The 19,219-nt window shown below is 40.6% G+C and carries 17 protein-coding genes; 8 read left to right on the top strand and 9 right to left on the bottom strand.

Annotated elements, in window-relative coordinates; genetic code table 11:
* Positions 1-14 precede the first annotated feature (14 nt).
* Genes J690_RS05465 through J690_RS05440 form a run of 6 tightly spaced genes read right to left on the bottom strand, consistent with a single transcriptional unit; the run spans position 15 to position 6,469 of the window.
* Positions 15-1,232 carry an MFS transporter gene (locus tag J690_RS05465; protein ID WP_032034599.1) on the bottom strand — a complete coding sequence of 406 codons (1,218 nt, stop codon included), beginning with the start codon at positions 1,230-1,232 and terminating at the stop codon, positions 15-17.
* An 18-nt stretch (positions 1,233-1,250) separates the two neighbouring features.
* Positions 1,251-2,567 carry an outer membrane trimeric porin-like protein DcaP gene (gene dcaP, locus J690_RS05460; RefSeq protein ID WP_031947998.1) on the bottom strand — a complete coding sequence of 439 codons (1,317 nt, stop codon included), beginning with the start codon at positions 2,565-2,567 and terminating at the stop codon, positions 1,251-1,253.
* 36 nt (positions 2,568-2,603) lie between these two features.
* Complete coding sequence (locus J690_RS05455) at positions 2,604-3,257, bottom strand: 3-oxoacid CoA-transferase subunit B (RefSeq protein WP_021510325.1); 654 nt, start codon at positions 3,255-3,257, stop codon at positions 2,604-2,606.
* Entirely contained in the window at positions 3,257-3,925 is a 669-nt protein-coding gene (locus tag J690_RS05450) for a 3-oxoacid CoA-transferase subunit A (protein WP_032034595.1), read from the bottom strand. The genes J690_RS05455 and J690_RS05450 overlap by 1 nt, the downstream gene beginning before the upstream one ends.
* Positions 3,926-3,972: 47 nt before the next feature.
* Complete coding sequence (locus J690_RS05445) at positions 3,973-5,256, bottom strand: MFS transporter (protein WP_017481548.1); 1,284 nt, start codon at positions 5,254-5,256, stop codon at positions 3,973-3,975.
* A 58-nt stretch (positions 5,257-5,314) separates the two neighbouring features.
* A complete protein-coding gene (locus J690_RS05440) occupies positions 5,315-6,469 on the bottom strand; it encodes an acyl-CoA dehydrogenase family protein (protein ID WP_000617391.1) in 1,155 nt (384 codons plus the stop codon).
* 311 nt (positions 6,470-6,780) lie between these two features.
* On the opposite strand from J690_RS05440, the gene J690_RS05435 reads away from it, so the two are divergent.
* The 6 genes from J690_RS05435 to J690_RS05410 all read left to right on the top strand — a co-directional run bounded on the left by J690_RS05435 (position 6,781) and on the right by J690_RS05410 (position 13,353).
* On the top strand, positions 6,781-7,569 hold the full coding sequence (locus J690_RS05435; protein ID WP_032034593.1) for an enoyl-CoA hydratase: 789 nt from the start codon (positions 6,781-6,783) through the stop codon (positions 7,567-7,569).
* A 29-nt stretch (positions 7,570-7,598) separates the two neighbouring features.
* On the top strand, positions 7,599-8,360 hold the full coding sequence (locus J690_RS05430; RefSeq protein WP_032034592.1) for an SDR family oxidoreductase: 762 nt from the start codon (positions 7,599-7,601) through the stop codon (positions 8,358-8,360).
* Between the two features lie 61 nt (positions 8,361-8,421).
* Positions 8,422-9,945: a 3-hydroxyacyl-CoA dehydrogenase gene (locus J690_RS05425; RefSeq protein ID WP_032034590.1), complete on the top strand. Its 1,524-nt coding sequence runs from the start codon at positions 8,422-8,424 to the stop codon at positions 9,943-9,945.
* 14 nt (positions 9,946-9,959) lie between these two features.
* A complete protein-coding gene (locus J690_RS05420) occupies positions 9,960-11,165 on the top strand; it encodes a 3-oxoadipyl-CoA thiolase (RefSeq protein ID WP_032034588.1) in 1,206 nt (401 codons plus the stop codon).
* A 109-nt stretch (positions 11,166-11,274) separates the two neighbouring features.
* A complete protein-coding gene (locus J690_RS05415) occupies positions 11,275-12,117 on the top strand; it encodes an IclR family transcriptional regulator (RefSeq protein WP_032034586.1) in 843 nt (280 codons plus the stop codon).
* Between the two features lie 63 nt (positions 12,118-12,180).
* The gene (locus tag J690_RS05410) at positions 12,181-13,353 is read left to right on the top strand and encodes an MFS transporter (RefSeq protein WP_032034584.1); all 1,173 of its coding nucleotides are present in this window, start codon (positions 12,181-12,183) and stop codon (positions 13,351-13,353) included.
* A 39-nt stretch (positions 13,354-13,392) separates the two neighbouring features.
* Here the strand turns inward: J690_RS05410 and J690_RS05405 are convergent, their stop codons facing one another.
* Positions 13,393-14,364 (bottom strand): NAD(P)H-dependent flavin oxidoreductase, encoded by a 972-nt coding sequence (locus tag J690_RS05405; RefSeq protein WP_005304164.1) that lies wholly within the window; start codon positions 14,362-14,364, stop codon positions 13,393-13,395.
* Between the two features lie 230 nt (positions 14,365-14,594).
* On the opposite strand from J690_RS05405, the gene J690_RS05400 reads away from it, so the two are divergent.
* A complete protein-coding gene (locus J690_RS05400) occupies positions 14,595-15,404 on the top strand; it encodes an enoyl-CoA hydratase (RefSeq protein ID WP_032034581.1) in 810 nt (269 codons plus the stop codon).
* 64 nt (positions 15,405-15,468) lie between these two features.
* Here J690_RS05400 and J690_RS05395 read toward each other — a convergent pair whose 3' ends face one another.
* The gene (locus tag J690_RS05395) at positions 15,469-16,314 is read right to left on the bottom strand and encodes an IclR family transcriptional regulator (protein ID WP_000996082.1); all 846 of its coding nucleotides are present in this window, start codon (positions 16,312-16,314) and stop codon (positions 15,469-15,471) included.
* 186 nt (positions 16,315-16,500) lie between these two features.
* Entirely contained in the window at positions 16,501-17,718 is a 1,218-nt protein-coding gene (locus tag J690_RS05390) for a CaiB/BaiF CoA transferase family protein (protein WP_032034578.1), read from the bottom strand.
* Positions 17,719-18,049: 331 nt separating this feature from the next.
* On the opposite strand from J690_RS05390, the gene J690_RS05385 reads away from it, so the two are divergent.
* On the top strand, positions 18,050-19,201 hold the full coding sequence (locus J690_RS05385; RefSeq protein ID WP_032034576.1) for an acyl-CoA dehydrogenase family protein: 1,152 nt from the start codon (positions 18,050-18,052) through the stop codon (positions 19,199-19,201).
* The last annotated feature ends 18 nt before the right edge of the window (positions 19,202-19,219 follow it).

Genomic DNA, 19,219 nt, shown 5'->3' with positions numbered 1-19,219 from the left:
ATTGAAGCTCCTATTTATGGAGCTTTTTCTTGCTTTGCTAACTTGTTCATTTCATAAAAATCTAAGCGATCAATCGTAAAACTCACCAATGCCATCACTAAACCTAAGGCAGCACATGCTTCCCATCCCCAGTGTTTCCAAGCATACACCGCAATAAAAGAACCTAAGGCGGCTCCACCAAAATATAAAGTCATATAAATTGAATTAATACGAGAACGCGCCTCAGCCGAAATTCGATAGACCAAATTTTGGTTGAGTACATGAAATGCCGACAAACCAAAGTACGCCATAATTACACCAACAGCATAGGCAACCAAAGACTGCTGGGCAAAAAATAGTGGTATCCATGCACTTATTAATAACCCCATGCAAATCACTGCAATTTTATTTTCAAGCCCCGCTGCAATTTTCTTCCCTGCCCAAGGAGTCGCAAATACCCCTGCCAATCCAACAATCCCAAATAAACCAATCTGGAAATCGTTAAAGTGATAAGGCTCATTCGCCAAAATAAAAGTCATAGTGGTAAAAATCAGAGCTAAAATTCCAAAGCCAATTCCACCAGCAAAACCACGGCGTAATAAATGCGGCTGGTGAACAGCTAATGAAAATAGTGAACCATAAATCTGTAGAATATTGAGTTGGTGAGACTTACGCGCAACTGGCAACTTCACCCACATCACCCAAGCAAACACCAAAATGACAATTCCACTAATTAAATAAACCGCATGCCAAGACCAAACTGTAGAAAGTAAGCCTGCAATGGAACGCGCTAATAATATTCCTAAGAACAAACCACTCATGAGAGTGCCTACAACTTGAGGGCTTTTTTTCGGGCTGGCTAAACCTGCGGCGAAAGGAACCAAAACTTGAGTTGCAATCGAAAAGAATGTCGCTAAAAAGGTAAAGCCATATAAAGCTGGCAAGGTTTGACTTAAAGATAGCCCTACTTGTGCAAGCCCCGTACAACACATGAGCAAGCAAATATAACTGCGCTTTTCAAAAAAGTCGCCTAAGGGAACCAATATAAAAAGGCCAACTGCATATGACAGTTGGCTAATCACAATAGTTAAGGCGACTTGATCGGCATTAACTTTTAATGCTTCTGCAATTGAATAGATTAAGGGCTGGTTATAATAGTTTGAACCCGCACAAATGCCACATGTCATTGCCATGATAAAAATAAAGCTTTTTGACAGTATATTTTCTGCATTGGGCTCAACTATTTTTTCCATTTTTAACTACGTCCCATTTTAGAATTTATACATCGATACAAAGTTTACACGTGATACATCAGCGGTTCTGCCATCAAATACTTCTCGTTTGCCTTGATGATATTCCATACCAATATCCATTTGCTCAATTGGTGAATAGAAAACGTTAGCTGCATAGTCAGTTAGGCGTTTGTTGGCATCTGGGTTAAGTTTGGCATAAGCCGTGTCATCATCATAATCAAACATTGAAGCCGATAAGTTTGCACGCCATTGCTCATTAAATTTATATGAATAACCAATATTGATGCTATTCAACTTATTCATAACCAAATCTGTTTTGTCTTCGTTTAAAGAAAAATCACCCGCGGCATTTAAACTTGCTGAATTTGCCAACCCACTTTGGGTGGTGTACGGCATAAATTTTTGATCACCGACAATATATTGATAATTTGCTTGTACCGATTGTTGTGGCGTGAGTTGATATTTTAAGCCGCCTCCTGCCCCCCAGCTTACTTTCTTCACCGTGGCAGTTGCGACATCTGTAGACTTTTCATTAATAAAGCCTTGAGCAAGTGCCGTTAGAGGCCCCTGTTTAAAGGTATAGCGACCCGTTAAAGTTGGAAATGCCGAGACTCTCGAACCTGTATATTCCAAAGCTACTTTTAAATCATTATTGGCATCAATTTTCCAGTCATAGCGAATTTGAGGAGTACGCGTATAAGAGGTTCCCACAAATTGGGTGTAATCAACAGCTTCTGTACGGGTTTCCATGTTAGACATGAGTGACCATGTTTGACCAAAGGTCCAGTCTTTATAGGTAAAAAATGCATGACGGATACGGAATTTACCATCTCCCGTTCCCATGTTAGAGCTATCAAAGAAATCGGCTTCAATATTTCCCGTTACTGCTTTATTTGGGCTATTAAAATAAACGCCTAATCGGCTTGCATTAATCATGGCATCAGAGCGTGCATGGTTTGAACGCTTTTCACTTTCAAAAGGTGTTCGATACAGGCTGCTGGTCGTTCTACCCCCCGAATCAGGCGATGATTTAAAATCAACCGCTGCATCAATACGGGCAATACCGTAAACCTTAACATTATCTGTCCAAGTCACCCATGAAGGAGCAACAGGCTTCTCTGTAACCGTTGCTTTAGTTTTTTCAATGTTTTCTTCAATCTTTACCTGTTTGACCTGTAAATTATTTTGAGTTTGTTTCTGAGCAGCAAGTTCTGCTTTTAATTTTTGCAGCTCGGTTTCTAGCAAATTAATTCTTTGTTCTGTCGTATCTGAAGAATTTGCAAAAATAGTCCCTGAAGCCGCAGCGCAAGCTGCAGCTAATATTAATTTTTTCATCTTTTAATCCTTAAAGAAGCGTTTTTCCGTGTGTATTTAGGCTACACGTGCATCGATTAGTTCACAGTCTGTGACTGCCTGTAGCTCATCAAAAGTTAAGCCTTCCACCATTTCTGTGACATAAGCTTTTTGGTCTTTGAGTTCAATAATGCATAAATCGGTATAAATACGATCTACACACTGCTCACCCGTCATTGGATAGCTCAGCTCTTTTACAATTTTGGACTCACCTTTTTTAGTGACATGTTCCATATAGACATAAATCGTTTTTGCGCCGACCGCCAAGTCCATAGCACCGCCGACTGCTGGTACATCATCTGCTTTACCGGTATGCCAGTTTGCCAAGTCTCCATTTACCGCAACTTGGAATGCACCAATCACACAAATGTCCAGATGGCCACCACGCATAATGTCAAACGAGTCGCCATGATGCATAAAGCATCCACCATCTAACAAAGTGACAAGTTCTTTTCCGGCATTAACCAAATCTTGGTCTTCTTCACCAGGTTGTGGTGGTGGACCAAAAGCTAAAACCCCATTTTCCGAATGTAGAAAGATTTCTTTGTCTTTAGGCAAAAATTTAGCAACGTTGGTTGGTAAGCCAATACCTAAATTGACATAAGAACCTTCAGGAATGTCGTTGGCAATGAGTTTGGCAATATCTTCACGAGAACGCTTTTGAACTGACATTAGATATCTCCTACTTTTACAACGTGCTGAACAAAAATTCCCGGTGTAATAATGCACTCTGGGTCAAGCGTTCCTAGCTCTACGGTGTCATTCACTTGAACAATCGTGGTCTTGGCGGCTTTTGCCATAATTGGCCCAAAATTGCGGGCTGCTTTGCGATAAGTTAAATTGCCCCAGCGGTCAGCTTTATCGGCATAAATCAGTGCAAAATCAGCTTCAAGTGGATATTCAAGTACATAGTTTTTACCGTTGATGGTGCGGGTTTCTTTACCCTCGGCAACTTTAGTGCCATAACCAGTCGGCGTAAAAATAGCGCCCAAACCTGCACCAGCAGCCTGAATACGACAAGCCAAATTACCTTGTGGAACCAGTTCTAACTCAATTTTTCCCGCTCTATATAAGTCTTGAAAAACGGTTGATCCAGCAGATTTCGGAAATGAACAAATCATTTTTTTAACACAGCCAGCAATAATGAGCTTGGTTAGGCCACGGTCACCAGAAGCCGCATTGTTATTTACAATGGTAAGTTCTTTTTTTCCTAAATCGATTAAGGCTTCAATTAATTCAGCAAGTTGCCCCGTCACACCAACCCCGCCGGTCATGATGGTTGCCCCATCAGGAATAGCTTTTAAAATCGGTTCAATGTCACTGGTGATTTTATTTATCATCTCACTTGTCCCTTTTCATCCTTAATTTAAGGTGACAGATTGATCTGTCACTCTGCCTTTTGCGGGTTAAATAGTCGGTCTTTAATAAATAACAATGGGATTACACCGCAGATAAAATAAGCCGCAGCCATCACCAAGAGCCCTAAGCCAATAGAACCGTTTTGCGATAGAAAACCAATTGTTAATGGAGAGAAAATAGAAAGTACTTTGCCAATATTATAAGCACCACCCACTGCCGAGCCTCGAATAGAAGTCGGGAAACTTTCTGTCATATAGGTGGCATTAATTGCGTATGGAATACCGTAAAGGAAACCGAAGAACAGCATCATCCACAAAATATTCGTAGGCGTATTTAAATAGACAATGACCGGAATAAATAAAGCTGTGCCAATGGTTCCGAAAGCGAATACAGCGCGGCGCCCTAATTTGTCGGCAACGATCCCTGCAATCACTTTGGCAAACATCATAATCAGGAAAGTACCGACCATATACATGGCCATTTCTTTAAATTTGATGCCCAGATCAGACTCTAAATAAGCCGGTAACCAGTTACTTACGCCGTAATAACCGAACTGCAATGCACCCGTACTAATAATCCAAAGCACAAACATGGTGCCATGTTTTTTATCTCTTAAAATCTCAAGATATGGATTTTGACGTTTTTTAGGTTGATTACTTTGAGCGACTTCTAGCGCTTTTAATTGACGGGCTTTTTTCCAAGACTCAGGTTCAGGTACACAAAAGTGCATCAAAACTGACAACACCACAGGCGCAATTGCAATCCAGTAAAGGAAACGCCAGCCATGTTCAGGAATAATATGTCCAGCTAATAATGTCGCGAGCAAAGAACCCAGTGTATAACCAGTCATGAGAGTAGCCAAAACAGTCGAGCGATGTTTGGTTGGCACCATTTCAGACATTAAAATATTACAAGCAATATAGAGCGCACCTAAACCCATCGCTCCAAAAGTTCTTAAAACTGCAAATTGCATATAAGAATCAGTAAAACCCAGTGCGCTGGTTAAAACTGAAGAATAAGCAATAAAGAACACAATAATGCGTACTCGCCCAAAACGGTCACAAGCCCATCCGCCAATCAGACCACCCACAGCCGATCCGAAAAGCGTTAAGCTGCCTAATGTTCCGGCTTGTACACCCGTTAAATGAAATTCTGTTTTAAGACTGGTCAGGCTCAATGCCAAAAAACCTAAGTCTGCCCCATCACACAACAATGTTAAAAAAGCGAATATAAATGCGGTAATCCAAATCTTTTTTGGTGTCTGGATAGCTTCACTGCTAGCCGTATTTTGGGTAACTGTTTCTGTTGTCATGTCCATATCCTCAGAAGGAACATGAGGCATCCAATGCCTCATGGCATTTGATTTTTTATTAGGCTGTAGCTTCCCTAATCATGTTTTTGGCAATAATAATTTGTTGAACTTGCGTGGTTCCTTCATATAAACGGAACAAACGCACATCGCGATAAAAACGCTCGATGGCATATTCACTGATATAGCCTGCACCACCGTGAATCTGTACACAGCGGTCAGCAACGCGTCCGCACATTTCAGTCGCAAACATTTTTGCGCATGATGCTTCTGTGCTAATGTTTTCGCCATTATCACGGCGGCGAGCTGCATCTAGGACCATACATTTAGCTGCATAAATCTCGGCTTTAGAGTCGGCAAGCATGGCTTGAATCAACTGGAAGTTTGCAATAGGTTGACCAAACTGTTTACGCTCAATCGCATAGTGCAATGCGTCGTTTAACATGCGTTCGGCAACACCCACGCTATAAGCACCAATGTGCAAACGACCTTTATCGAGCACTTTCATGGCCGTTTTAAAACCGACACCTTCTACCCCACCAATCAATGCAGAAGCAGGCACACGGCAATTTTCAAAAATCACATCACAAGTGTGTGAACCCTTTTGACCCATTTTTTGATCAATTTTGCCTAACGTAATCCCTGGTGTATTGGCCTCAACTAAAAAAGCTGAAATACCACCAGACCCTTTAATTTCAGGATTGGTTCGAGCCATTACAGTAAAAGTTGCAGCATGGGGTGCATTGGTAATAAAACGTTTGGTGCCGTTTAATACATAAAAGTCGCCGTCCTTAACTGCGCTGGTTTTTAATGAGGCAGCGTCAGAGCCAGATTCAGGCTCGGTTAAACAAAATGAACCAATAATTTCGCCACTTGCATAACGCGGTAAATATTTCTGCTTTTGCTCTTCTGTGCCATCAATCAAAATTGCACTTGAGCCAATCCCGTTATTGGTACCAATTAAAGAACGGAAAGCCGGTGAAGTTTGTCCAAGTTCAAATGCAACTCTGACCTCTTCTTCCATGGTGATGCCTAGGCCACCATATTCTTCGGGAATTGTAAGACCGAACAAACCAAGCTCACGCATTTGCTGCACAATGTCATCCGGAATTTTGTCTTTCTCTACCACTTCGTTTTCACGAGGGATCAATTCATTTTTTACAAAATCTCGAATTGTTGAAAGTAACTGCTCCAACATGCCTTCATCACGGATCATCTGTGATCTCCCTTTTTATGTATTTCCATCGCACCCATCAGCCATCTCCAGCTTGTCTGGATACCATGTTTTAAATCTTGTTTACTGCGGATGTGTTTCATAGTACGAGAACAAAAATACAAATTTCAAGTTTTTTTGAAAATTAATTTCGTTAAACGAAATTTAAAAATACACCATTACGCAATATCAAACACTTAGCTTATTTAATAAATCATAATTGCTCTAATGGACTAAATAAGACTTGAAATAAATTCCAAAATAAGCATCATAAAAGGAATATAGTTTTGATGTGCGAAACAAGGAATTCAAAAATGAGTATATCAATAGGGAATAATTTCGTAGAAGTCGACTTTTCTATTCAAAAAATAGCGGTTGTTAAAATTAACCGCCCAGAAGCAAAAAATGCTTTAAACGGTGAAGTTCGCAAACAACTCGCTCAAGCTTTTACCGAGTTAAGTTTTAACGATGAGATCAATGCGGTTGTGCTCACGGGCGGTGAAGAAGTCTTTGCTGCAGGTGCAGATCTAAAAGAAATGGCAACCGCAACTTCCACAGAAATGTTATTGCGTCATACAGAACGTTATTGGAATGCGATTGCCCAGTGCCCTAAACCCGTGATTGCTGCCGTAAATGGTTATGCATTAGGGGGTGGCTGCGAACTTGCAATGCACGCTGACATTATTATTGCAGGTAAAGGTGCAACCTTTGGCCAGCCGGAAATTAAAGTTGGTTTAATGCCTGGTGCTGGCGGTACACAACGTTTATTCCGTGCTGTGGGTAAATTCCATGCCATGCGCATGATTATGACAGGCGCCATGGTCAAAGCCGAAGAAGCTTATTTGATTGGTCTTGTTTCACAAGTCACAGAAGATGACCAAACTATTCCAACTGCAATTCAAATGGCACAAAGCCTCGCAAAAATGCCGCCCATTGCCCTGCAACAAATTAAAGAAGTTGCGTTGATGAGCGAGGATGTTCCATTAAATGCAGGCTTAACTCTAGAACGAAAAGCATTCCAGTTGTTGTTTTCTACGGAAGATAAAAATGAAGGCGTTCAAGCTTTTATCGAAAAGCGTAAGCCGTCGTATCAAGGTAAATAATTTAAAACCATAATAACAAAGGAATGAAAATGGCCAGGAAAGTATTGATTAGTGCAGGTGGTTCAGGGATTGGACGATGCATTGCCGAGGTATTTTTAAACAATCAGGATGAAGTTTTTGTTTGTGATATTAATGCTAAAAGCCTAGAACAATTTCAACAAGATTATCCAAAGCTACATATATATACCTGTGATTTGGCTGATCATGAGCAAATTAAACTCATGTTTAGTCAAGCCATTCAGAAACTTGGCGGTATTGATATTTTAATCAATAACACAGGCATCTCCGGCCCAACCGTTGCAGCAGATGAGCTAAGTTTTGAAGATTGGAACACGGTGATTAATTTAAACCTGAATAGCACTTTTTTAATTACCCAGTTAGCCATTCCCTCTTTAAAGCAAGCACAGGCAGGCGTGATTATAAATATGTCATCTATTGCCGGACGCTTAGGCTATCCATATCGACTGGCCTATTCTACTTCAAAATGGGGACTGATTGGTTTTACCAAAACGCTTTCTATGGAACTCGGTGCAGATAATATTCGAGTTAACGCTATTCTTCCGGGTGCAGTCGATGGTGATCGGGTTCAACGCGTATTACAGGCCCGTGCCGATGTAGCGCATACCTCACTTGAAGAAGTGACTCAAAATGCACTGAAAAATCAGTCGCTCAAATATTTTGTCAATCCAAAGCATATTGCAGATTTATGCCTATTTTTAGCGTCAGACAGTGGTCGCTCAATTTCAGGGCAAATCTTACCCATTGATGGTGATAAACAATGCTTAAGCTAAATCACCCAACCCTATTTTTCCGTTTAATTTCAAATATAGATTAATCATCAGGATGATCGACATGACTTATGATATTAAAAGCATGGCTGTGATTGGTGTAGGTGTCATGGGCAGTGGTATTGCTCAAATTGCTGCACAGTCAGGTCATACCACTTATTTATATGATGCCAAAGCAGGTGCAGCAGAACAGGCTAAAGAAAAACTGGCTGCTACATTTCAAAAGTTAGTCGACAAAAATAAGATTACATCTGAGCAAGCAGCAGCGGCAAATAACCATTTAATTGTTGCTCATCAAATTGAAGATTTAAAAAATTGCGACCTCATTGTAGAAGCAATTGTTGAACGTCTTGATATCAAACAAAGCTTGATGCAGCAGCTTGAAGATATTGTTTCGGATAATACTATTTTAGCCTCAAACACTTCTTCTCTTTCTATTACAGCCATTGCTGCAAATTGCAAAAAGCCTGAGCGTGTTGTGGGTTATCACTTTTTTAACCCAGTTCCACTTATGAAAGTGGTCGAAGTCATTCGTGGTTTAAAAACAGACCCACTTATTATTGATGCTTTAAACGATCTGTCTCGTGCATTTGGTCATCGCCCTGTTGTAGCGAAGGACACCCCTGGATTTATTATTAATCACGCGGGCCGAGCTTATGGCACCGAAGCGCTCAAAATTTTAAATGAGAATGTCTGTGATATCAGTGAAATTGATCGAATTTTACGTGACGGCGTAGGATTTAGAATGGGTCCTTTTGAATTACTCGATTTAACAGGCCTTGATGTTTCGCATCCAGTTATGGAGTCGATTTATCATCAGTACTATGAAGAAGCCCGCTACAAACCAAACCCGCTCACCAAACAAATGCTAGATGCTAAACAACTTGGACGTAAAGTCAATCAAGGTTTTTATAATTATGAAACCGGTTCAAAAACAGGTGAACAACCTGCCAAATTTGTAGAGCGTTTAGCGCAATATCCAAAAGTTTGGATTGCGGCCGATTTCTTAGATGATAAAAAACAGCTCGAAGATTATTTAACTCAGCAAAATATTGCCTTAGACACTCAGCCGGAACCACAAACAGATAGCTTATGTTTACTCGCTTGTTACGGTGAAGACACAACCCAAGCGGCGACCCGCCTAGGGGTTAACCCCGAACAAGCTGTTGCTATAGACATCCTTTATGGCATTGCAAAGCATCGAACCTTGATGCCTTCACTTGTTACCAAACCCAAATCCCGACAAGCCGCTCACTCAATTTTCAATTTAGACGGAAATGTGGTGAGCATGATTGCTGAAAGTATTGGCTTTGTTGCGCAACGCGTTTTAGCAATGGTCATTAATTTAGGCTGTGATATTGCCCAACAAAATATTGCCACTGTAGATGATATTAATGCCGCGGTACGTCTTGGCTTAGGCTATCCATTTGGACCAATTGAATGGGGCGATCAAGTCGGCAGCGAAAAAGTTTTACTCATTCTAAACCGTATAACCGCACTTACGCATGACCCGCGTTACCGCCCTAGCCCGTGGTTACAGCGTCGTGTCGCACTTCATTTACCACTTACTTTTACTCACGAGTCTTGAAAAGGAATTTCTCAATGTTAAATGCATATATCTATGATGGTTTACGTAGTCCATTTGGCCGTCATGCAGGTGAACTTGCCTCAATTCGTCCTGATGATTTAGCAGCAACCGTTATTCAAAAGTTACTTGAAAAAACTGGTGTTCCGGGTGCTGATATTGAAGATGTGATTTTAGGCGATACAAACCAAGCGGGTGAAGATAGCCGTAATGTGGCACGAAATGCATTATTACTTGCCGGTTTACCTGTTACTGTACCGGGCCAGACAGTAAACCGCCTATGTGCTAGTGGTTTAGGCGCTGTGATTGACTCAGCACGTGCCATTACTTGTGGTGAAGGTGAACTGTATATTGCAGGTGGTGTAGAAAGTATGTCACGTGCACCCTTTGTAATGGGTAAAGCCGAAAGCGCTTATAGCCGTGATGCAAAAATTTATGACACCACAATTGGCTCTCGTTTTCCAAATAAAAAAATTATTGCTCAGTACGGCGGACATTCAATGCCTGAAACAGGTGATAACGTTGCTGCCGAGTTTGGGATTAGCCGTGAGCAAGCAGACTTATTTGCCGCTCAATCACAAGCTAAATATCAAAAAGCCAAAGAAGAAGGTTTCTTTGCCGATGAAATTACTCCAATTGAGGTTTTCCAAGGCAAAAAATTGCCACCTAAACTCGTTTCAGAAGATGAACACCCTCGCCCAAGTTCAACTGTTGAAGCACTCACAAAGTTAAAACCACTCTTTGAAGGTGGCGTGGTTACAGCTGGTAATGCTTCAGGTATTAATGACGGTGCAGCAGCCCTGTTAATTGGTTCAGAAGCTGCGGGTCAAAAATATGGCCTAAAACCAATGGCAAAAATTTTATCAGCGGCAGCTGCGGGTATTGAACCACGTATTATGGGTGCAGGCCCGATCGAAGCCATTAAAAAAGCAGTTACTCGTGCTGGCCTTACTTTAGATGACATGGATATTATTGAAATTAATGAAGCCTTTGCCTCACAGGTTTTATCTTGTTTAAAAGGTTTGAATGTTGATTTTAATGACCCACGTGTGAACCCGAACGGTGGTGCGATTGCAGTTGGTCATCCACTTGGTGCATCTGGCGCTCGTCTTGCGTTAACAGTAGCTCGTGAGCTAATACGCCGTAAGAAAAAATATGCCGTGGTGAGCCTATGTATTGGTGTAGGCCAAGGTCTTGCAATGGTGATTGAAAACGTTTCATAACCATTGAACCAGATATCCATTCATCACAACAGCGCAGTGATGAATGGATTTATTTTGCAGAGCGAAATATAATGGCAAAACTATTGCTTTAATTATATTTGAGGATCGAATGTCTCAAAACACGGAAACTGAAAAACCAATAAATTTTGATGAGATACGTTTAGATCCTATTTCGCATATACATCGGGAAAACAACCCGCAATTTATTGCTTCTTTAGCACGCGGTTTAGAACTTTTAAGATGCTTTTCTGCAAATAATCAGGTGCTTGGCAACCAAGAATTAGCAAAAATGACAGGTTTACCTAAACCGACCATTGCACGAATTACCAATACGCTTGTGTCATTAGGCTATTTAAAACAATTGCCTAACTCAACCAAGTACACATTAGATATTGGTGTTTTATCTTTAGGATACGCAGCACTATCTAACATCTCGATTCGTAATATTGCTCATCAATATATGGAAGAGTTGAGTCAGCATGTTCAGGCTCCTGTGGCGATGGCAACGCGTGACCGCTTAAATATGGTGTATATCGATGTTGTGCAAATTGAAACAGCCTTAAATATGCGCCGTCCAATTGGTTCGACTTTACCACTGCATAGCAGTTCTATGGGACGAGCATGCTTGGCTGCGACTCCTGAACGTGAGCGCAACTTTCTACTTGATGCGTTGAAACAAAAGAACCCCGAAACCTGGCCAGCCATAAAACGCTCATTAGAACGAGCTTTCCGTGATTACCAAGATTATGGATATTGTTTGTCTTTAGGTGAGTGGCATAAAGAAGTGAACTCGGTGGCTGTACCTTTGGTCAGTTCGAAATACGGTCTTTATGTTTTTAACTGTGGTGCGCCAAGTTTTCATTTAAATCTGGAAAAACTTGAAGGTGAAATTGGACCACGTTTAATCCACATGGTGCACAATATTCAAGATGCTTTGAATGAAACGCACTAACAGTCGTGCTTAAAACAGTCATGGTTGTGTTGATTAAAGTTCCACTTTCATTATGACTAAGGCATGATGAAAAACGCACTCTATACCCCAACCATTATTTTAATGGCAATTGCCGCAGGCATTTGTACAGGTGGAAATTATTTTAGTCAGCCACTTATTCATTCAATTAGTGTAAGCCTAGATTTAACTGAAACAACTACAGCGTGGGTGCCAACTCTAGCCCAAATCACCTACGCATGTGGCTTACTCTTTTTAATGCCGTTGGGTGACATATTAGAAAAGCGCAAGCTGCTATTTATCTTTATGTTATTGGCTTCAAGCGGATTAATTATTAGCGGGGTTTCGCACAATATTTATCTTTTACTGCTTGGTACTGTCATTACTGGCCTATTTTCTAGTGCAGCCCAACTGTTGTTACCGCTTGCTGCAAGTCTGGTTCCAATTCAACAAAGCGGCCGTGTCGTTGGCTTTCTACTGAGTGGACTGATGATGGGGGTTTTACTCGCCCGCTCCCTTTCTGGGCTGATGTCTACACTTTTCGCTTGGAATATTATTTATCTGGTCAGTGGTTTTCTGTTACTCATCATTGCCATTATTTTGCATCGTAATATTGGGTTATTTCCACCGACTAAATCTGAAAATTATGTAAAAACTATTCGCTCTCTTCCACAGATTTTTATTCAAAATCGACGGTTAAGAACCAGAACTTATATTGGTGGTTTTACATTTGCTTGTGTAAGTTTAACCTTTACCACCATGTCTTTGCTTCTGGCTCCAGCGCCCTATTTTTTTAGTGACTTTACCATTGGCCTTTTCGGTTTTGTTGGCGTGTTAGGAACTTTCGTTGCCAATTTTTCAGGCAAATTTATTGACCAAGGCTATATTCATAAAATTTCAATTTATTGCGGCGTTGGCCTTATTTTAAGTTGGGTTCTGTTTTCACTTTTACCCTACCATTTCGCCTTTTATATTATTGCCTTACTCATTCTCTACGCTTCTCTTTCTGCGGTACATGTCACCAACCAAAGTATTGTAATTAAACTTAATCAAGAACTACGCTCACGTTTTAACGCGATTTATATGACGGGTTACTTTGCTGGCGGCGCTTTAGGCACAACGGCAGGAAGTTATGCTTGGAAACACTTCGGATGGACAGGTGTCTGTATTTTAGGTTTAATTTTTGCCGTGCTATGTCTTTATTATTGTGTGCGTGATGCAAAAAATCAGCACAATTAAAGCTTGTGCTGATCTTATATAAAGTAGGCTAATGGTTCGTTATAAAAGCCCTAATAACCGACCACGAATAATATCTTCTGCATCTTTGACAATCCGGCTAACCAGTTCATCGCATGTTGGAATATCATGAATCAAGCTTGCCACCAACCCACATGACCATGCGCCCGCATTGACATCACCATCAATCATGACTTTGGGATAGACGCCCGCAACTTCTTCGATAATATCTTCAAATTTAATGTTATCGCCGAGTGCTTTTTCTTTTGCCACGATTTTTTCTACGGCAGCATTATTCATGACACGTTCTGTGTTTCGCAAAGCACGCATAATTAAACGCGTGTCTCGTTCGGTTGCATTCAAAATCGCCTGTTTCACATTTGCATGTACGGGAGCTTCCTGAGTCGCAATAAAACGCGTTCCCATGTTAATTCCATCGGCTCCCATCGCTAATGCAGCAGCGAGTGAGCGTCCGTCTGCCATTCCACCTGAAGCAACAAACGGAATTTCTAATGCATCGGCTGCTAAAGGCAATAAAATCATATTTGGCACGTCATCCTCACCAGGATGCCCACCACACTCGAAACCATCTACAGAAACCGCATCACATCCAATTTGCTGAGCTTTTAAGCTATGTCGAACCGAAGTACATTTGTGAATTACTTTAATACCAGCAGCCTTTAAATATGGCATCACCTGTTCAGGATTACGCCCTGCTGTTTCTACAACCTTGACTCCACCTTTAATAATTGCCTCTACAAAACCCGGATAATCAGGGGTATTCACCGTAGGCAAAAAGGTTAAATTTACCCCAAAAGGCTTATCAGTCATTTCACGGCAACGTGCAATTTCTTTTGCTAGATTTTCAGGTGTACGCTGAGTTAAGCCAGTAATAATACCTAACCCGCCTGCGTTAGAAACCGCAGCAGCAAGCTCTGCAAAACCAACATAATGCATACCGCCTTGAATAATTGGATGCTCGATTTCAAATAGTTCTGTAATTTTGGTCTTCATATTCTTTCCACTCACTGTTCTATAGCTAGATTCTCATTTCCTTAGCAGAGCTAGATGCTTATTTACTCATAAATCCTATCAGCATTTAAAGTAATTTAAGTTAAAAATTCCACAATACAAAATTATATACCACAATATAAAACAAAATAATTGATAACGGAATTATTTTTCGATAGCATTATTTTAATGAGTTTAATTTTCAGACAGAAAGTTATTTAAAGGAATGAATGATGGAGCAGGACAATAAAACTCAAAATGAGCTAAAAACAGGCACAATCCATGAGTGTTTAGATAAACATATACTAACGCTTACCATGAGCAACCCTAGCAAAAAGAATGCAATTAATTATGAAATGTATGCAGCTTTAAGTCAGGCATTAGATCAAGCTGCAACTAATCAAGAGGTTCATGTCGTTGTGCTTGCTGGTGAAGGTTCTTCGTTTACCAGTGGTAATGATGTCAATGCATTTGAAAAACGCGACGCATCAAGTTCAGAACCACCCGCTTCGATTGTTTTCTTAAAAAGCTTAGCAACGTTTCCAAAGCCGATTATTGCTAAAGTAAATGGCGTGGCAATTGGTATTGGCAGTACTATGCTTCTACATTGTGACCTTGTGTATGCAAGCCAAGGCTCTATTTTTCAGTTTCCCTTTGTGAATTTGGGACTTGTACCTGAAGCGGGTTCAAGTTACATCTTGCCAAGATTATTGGGCTTTGCTCGAGCTTCGGAAATTATTTTATTAGGTGAAAAATTTTCGGCAGATAAAGCAAAAAATTATGGCTTGGTGAATGAAATATTTGAAGCAACTGAGCTAGATCAAGTAGTTGAAGATGTGGCAATTAAACTTGCTCATAAACCAAGTCAAGCCTTACAACTGAGTAAAAAATTGCTAAGAGATATGCCAATCGATGATCTACTCAATCGTATTGACCATGAGTCGACTATTTTCTCACACTGTTTACAGGGTTCCGAGTTTAAAGAAGCATTAAGTGCTTTCAAAGAAAAAAGAAAACCGAACTTTCACAGCCAAACAGTCTAGATACACCCACTAAAAAGCCAGCATTGAAAATCAAAGCTGGCTTTTTTAAGTGAATCAGATAAGTTTAGCTAATCTCGGTACGAATATTATTCACCATGTGTAAAAGACGCGGTGCAATATCTTCTTCGAGTTTTTCACGGTTCATAATGAAACTTGGACCACCACAGTTGAACACCAGTAAACCATGTTGTTCATGAATAAGAGGAACAGCAACCGAATTGACATCTTTATGCCATTCACCGATTGAAAAACAGTATCCAAAATCTTGGTAGTCTTTAAACGCTTTGTCTAGATCACGGTTAATTTTAATCCAGTCTTCTTTGTGCTTGCTACGAATAGCATCAAGTAAAAACTCTCTTTCATCTTCAGGCATTGCAGCTAAACAGGCACGTCCCATCGAACTTAAATGGATCGGTAAATAGGTTCCGACTTGACGGCGCATGGTCATATTGCCTTTGCCTTGAACGACATCAAGATAAATCATATTCAGTCGATCGCGTGTTGCCATTGCTACAGCAGCACCAGCATAGTCTGCCAAATTTTTCATATATGGATGAGCAATAGAACGAATCGACACGTTAGACAGCATGGAATAACCAAATGCAAGAACACCCACTGAAAGCTGGAATTTGCTTGAGTTAGGTACTTGTTTGATATAGCCCAAACGCGACAAAGTATGTGTAAGACGAGTAATGGTTGGTTTTGGCAAACCGGTCATTTGAGCAAGCTCTTGGTTGCCCAAATGCTGATGCTTCGGCGTAAAACAACGTAATAGCTCTAAACCACGTGCTAATGCAGTAATAAATTGGCGATCATTTTCATCCTGCATGTCTTCAATCGGATGTAATAATTCATGCCTTAAAGGCGCTAATAATTTTTCTGTCTGTTCTGCATCTACTGCATCATTCATTGTCATACCAATCCATATTTTGTTTCGCACTGCGAAAATTATAATCTATTTTTTCTATAAATAGCAAAAGAGCAAACATCCGAGTCTGCAACTAAAAGATAACTTCATTTAACTCATTAAAGCGAAAGATTAAATATTTTATTTTCTGATTTTAAATATAATTTTAACCTTCCGCTTTTAAGCCACCTACCCAATTACACCTTTTTCTTTGAGCTCAGCTAGTTTTTCAGGAGAAACCACTCGGCCCAAAATGGCTTGCGTATGTTCTCCCAATAACGGAGGAGCTGTTTTGTATTCAACTGGCGTTCTAGAAAGTTTGATTGGTGACCCAATTACCTTCAATTTTTCACGTTGAGGATGGTTCATCTCGACTAACATTTCTCGGGCAATGACTTGCGGCTCTTGAAAAGCTTGTTCCAAGTTATTAATCACACCTACCGGAACTTTAGCCGCATAGATTGCATCTACCCATTCATCAGCCGTTTTAGTTAAAAAGTGTGTTTGTAAAATTCCGATAATTTCATCACGATGCTTGATTCGGTCCGCATTTCGGGCAAAACGCGCATCATTTGGTAAATCGGGTAAACCTATACTTCGACAGAGTTGAATAAACTGAGTGTCATTTCCACATGCAATAATAAAATCACGGTCAGAAGCTTTGAACACTTGATAAGGCACAATATTAGCGTGTGCATTGCCATAACGCTTAGGGATATTTCCTGATGAAAGATAGTTCATTCCCTGATTTGCCATTGTGGCAATTTGAACATCAAGCAAAGCCATATCAATGTATTGGCCTAAACCTGTCACATGGCGGTTGAGTAAAGCAGCCTGTATGGCAATCGTAGAATAAAGTCCCGTGGCTAAATCAGAAAATGCGACCCCTACTTTTTGTGGACCACCCCCCGGCAAATCATCACGCTCACCCGTGACTGACATAAGCCCGCCCATGCCCTGAATAATAAAGTCATAACCAGGCTCTTCTGCTCTTGGGCCGTTTTGCCCAAAACCTGTAATTGAGCAATACACCAGTTTAGGATTAATCTCAGATAAAGACTCGTAGTCCAAACCGTATTTTTTCAAAGAACCCGCTTTGTAGTTTTCAATCACGACATCGGTGTTTTGAATGAGGGCTTTAATCAATTCTTGGCCATCAGAGCTAGCAATGTCGATGGCAACCGATAGTTTATTGCGGTTGGTCGACTGATAATACGCAGCTTCTTGAGTGTCTTGGCCTGAGTCATCTTTCATCCAAGGCGGCCCCCAAGAACGGGTATCGTCACCGACTTTCGGTCGTTCAATCTTGATGACTTCTGCGCCTAAATCGGCAAGAATCTGCCCACACCAAGGTCCAGCCAATACCCGACTTAAGTCAAGCACCCGAATTCCATTTAAAGCACCCATCTTCATCCCACTATATTTTGTGACTCATTTCCTATAGGAAAACTTATCCATTTAAAATTTCGCATAGCGATATATTTTTTTAATATACATAACTCTTTTTAAAAATCAAACTTTAATTTTCCACTAAAAATAATGATTTTTTATAAGAAAATATAGCTCAAATAAATCAATAAATTAGCTAAACATAAATCAACAACAAAGTACCGCATTGCGAAATTAATTTTCAAAATATATTGTTTTACGCTTATCCTTTGATTACTATCGCTTCAAATATTGGTGATTTTACGAACATCACATTGATGTTTTTTGCATGTAGTAAAAGGACGAGACTATGATTCGAGATCAGGAAACCTTAGATCAACTTGTTGATATGATTCGACAATTTATTGAAGGTGTATTAATTCCTCATGAGAATGAAGTCGCTGAAACGGATGAAATTCCTCAAGATATTATTGAGCAAATGAAAGCTCTCGGTTTATTTGGTTTAACCATTCCTGAAGAGTACGAAGGTCTTGGACTGACAATGGAAGAAGAGGTCTATGTGGCTTTTGAATTGGGTCGTACCTCTCCTGCTTTTCGCTCTCTCATTGGAACCAATAATGGCATTGGCTCAAGTGGCCTGATTATTGACGGAACCGAAGCACAAAAATCATTTTTCTTGCCTCGTTTAGCACGTGGTGAAGTGATTAGTTCTTTTTGCTTAACCGAACCGGATGCGGGTTCTGACGCTGCCTCTTTAAAAACCAGCGCAGTAAAAGATGGTGACTTTTATATTTTAAATGGCACCAAACGTTTTATTACCAATGCTCCTCATGCTGGCGTATTTACAGTCATGGCACGTACAAACTTTGATATTAAAGGCGCTGGTGGTATTTCTGCGTTTATTGTCGATAGCCAAACTCCCGGTATTTTTCTTGGCAAACGCGATAAAAAGATGGAGCAAAAAGGCGCCCATACTTGTGACGTTATTTTTGAAAATTGTCGTATTCCTGCCTCAGCACTCATTGGTGGTGTAGAAGGAGTTGGTTTTAAAACTGCTATGAAAGTACTCGATAAAGGCCGTTTGCATATTGCGGCTTTGAGTGTTGGAGCAGCAACCCGAATGCTAGATGATTCTTTAAATTACGCCATCGAACGCAAGCAATTTGGACAACCGATTGCCGAATTCCAGCTCATTCAAGCCATGCTTGCCGACTCAAAAGCTGAAATTTATGCCGCTAAATGTATGGTCTTAGACGCTGCACGCCTACGCGATGCAGGACAAAACGTTAGCACTGAAGCCTCATGCGCAAAAATGTTTGCAACCGAAATGTGTGGCCGCGTTGCTGATCGCTGCGTACAAATTCACGGCGGTGCGGGTTACATCAGTGAATATGCCATTGAACGTTTTTATCGAGATGTTCGTTTGTTCCGTCTCTATGAAGGGACCACTCAAATTCAACAAGTGATTATTGCCCGAAACATGATTCGCGCTGCGTCTTAATCAAATTTTAAGCGCTTC

Origin of the sequence: Acinetobacter sp. 742879, from assembly GCF_000588535.1 — a bacterium.
GTDB classification, from domain to species: domain Bacteria; phylum Pseudomonadota; class Gammaproteobacteria; order Pseudomonadales; family Moraxellaceae; genus Acinetobacter; species Acinetobacter pittii.
Note: the sequence above shows the minus strand (reverse complement) of the source record. Positions and strands in the feature narration are given on the sequence as shown.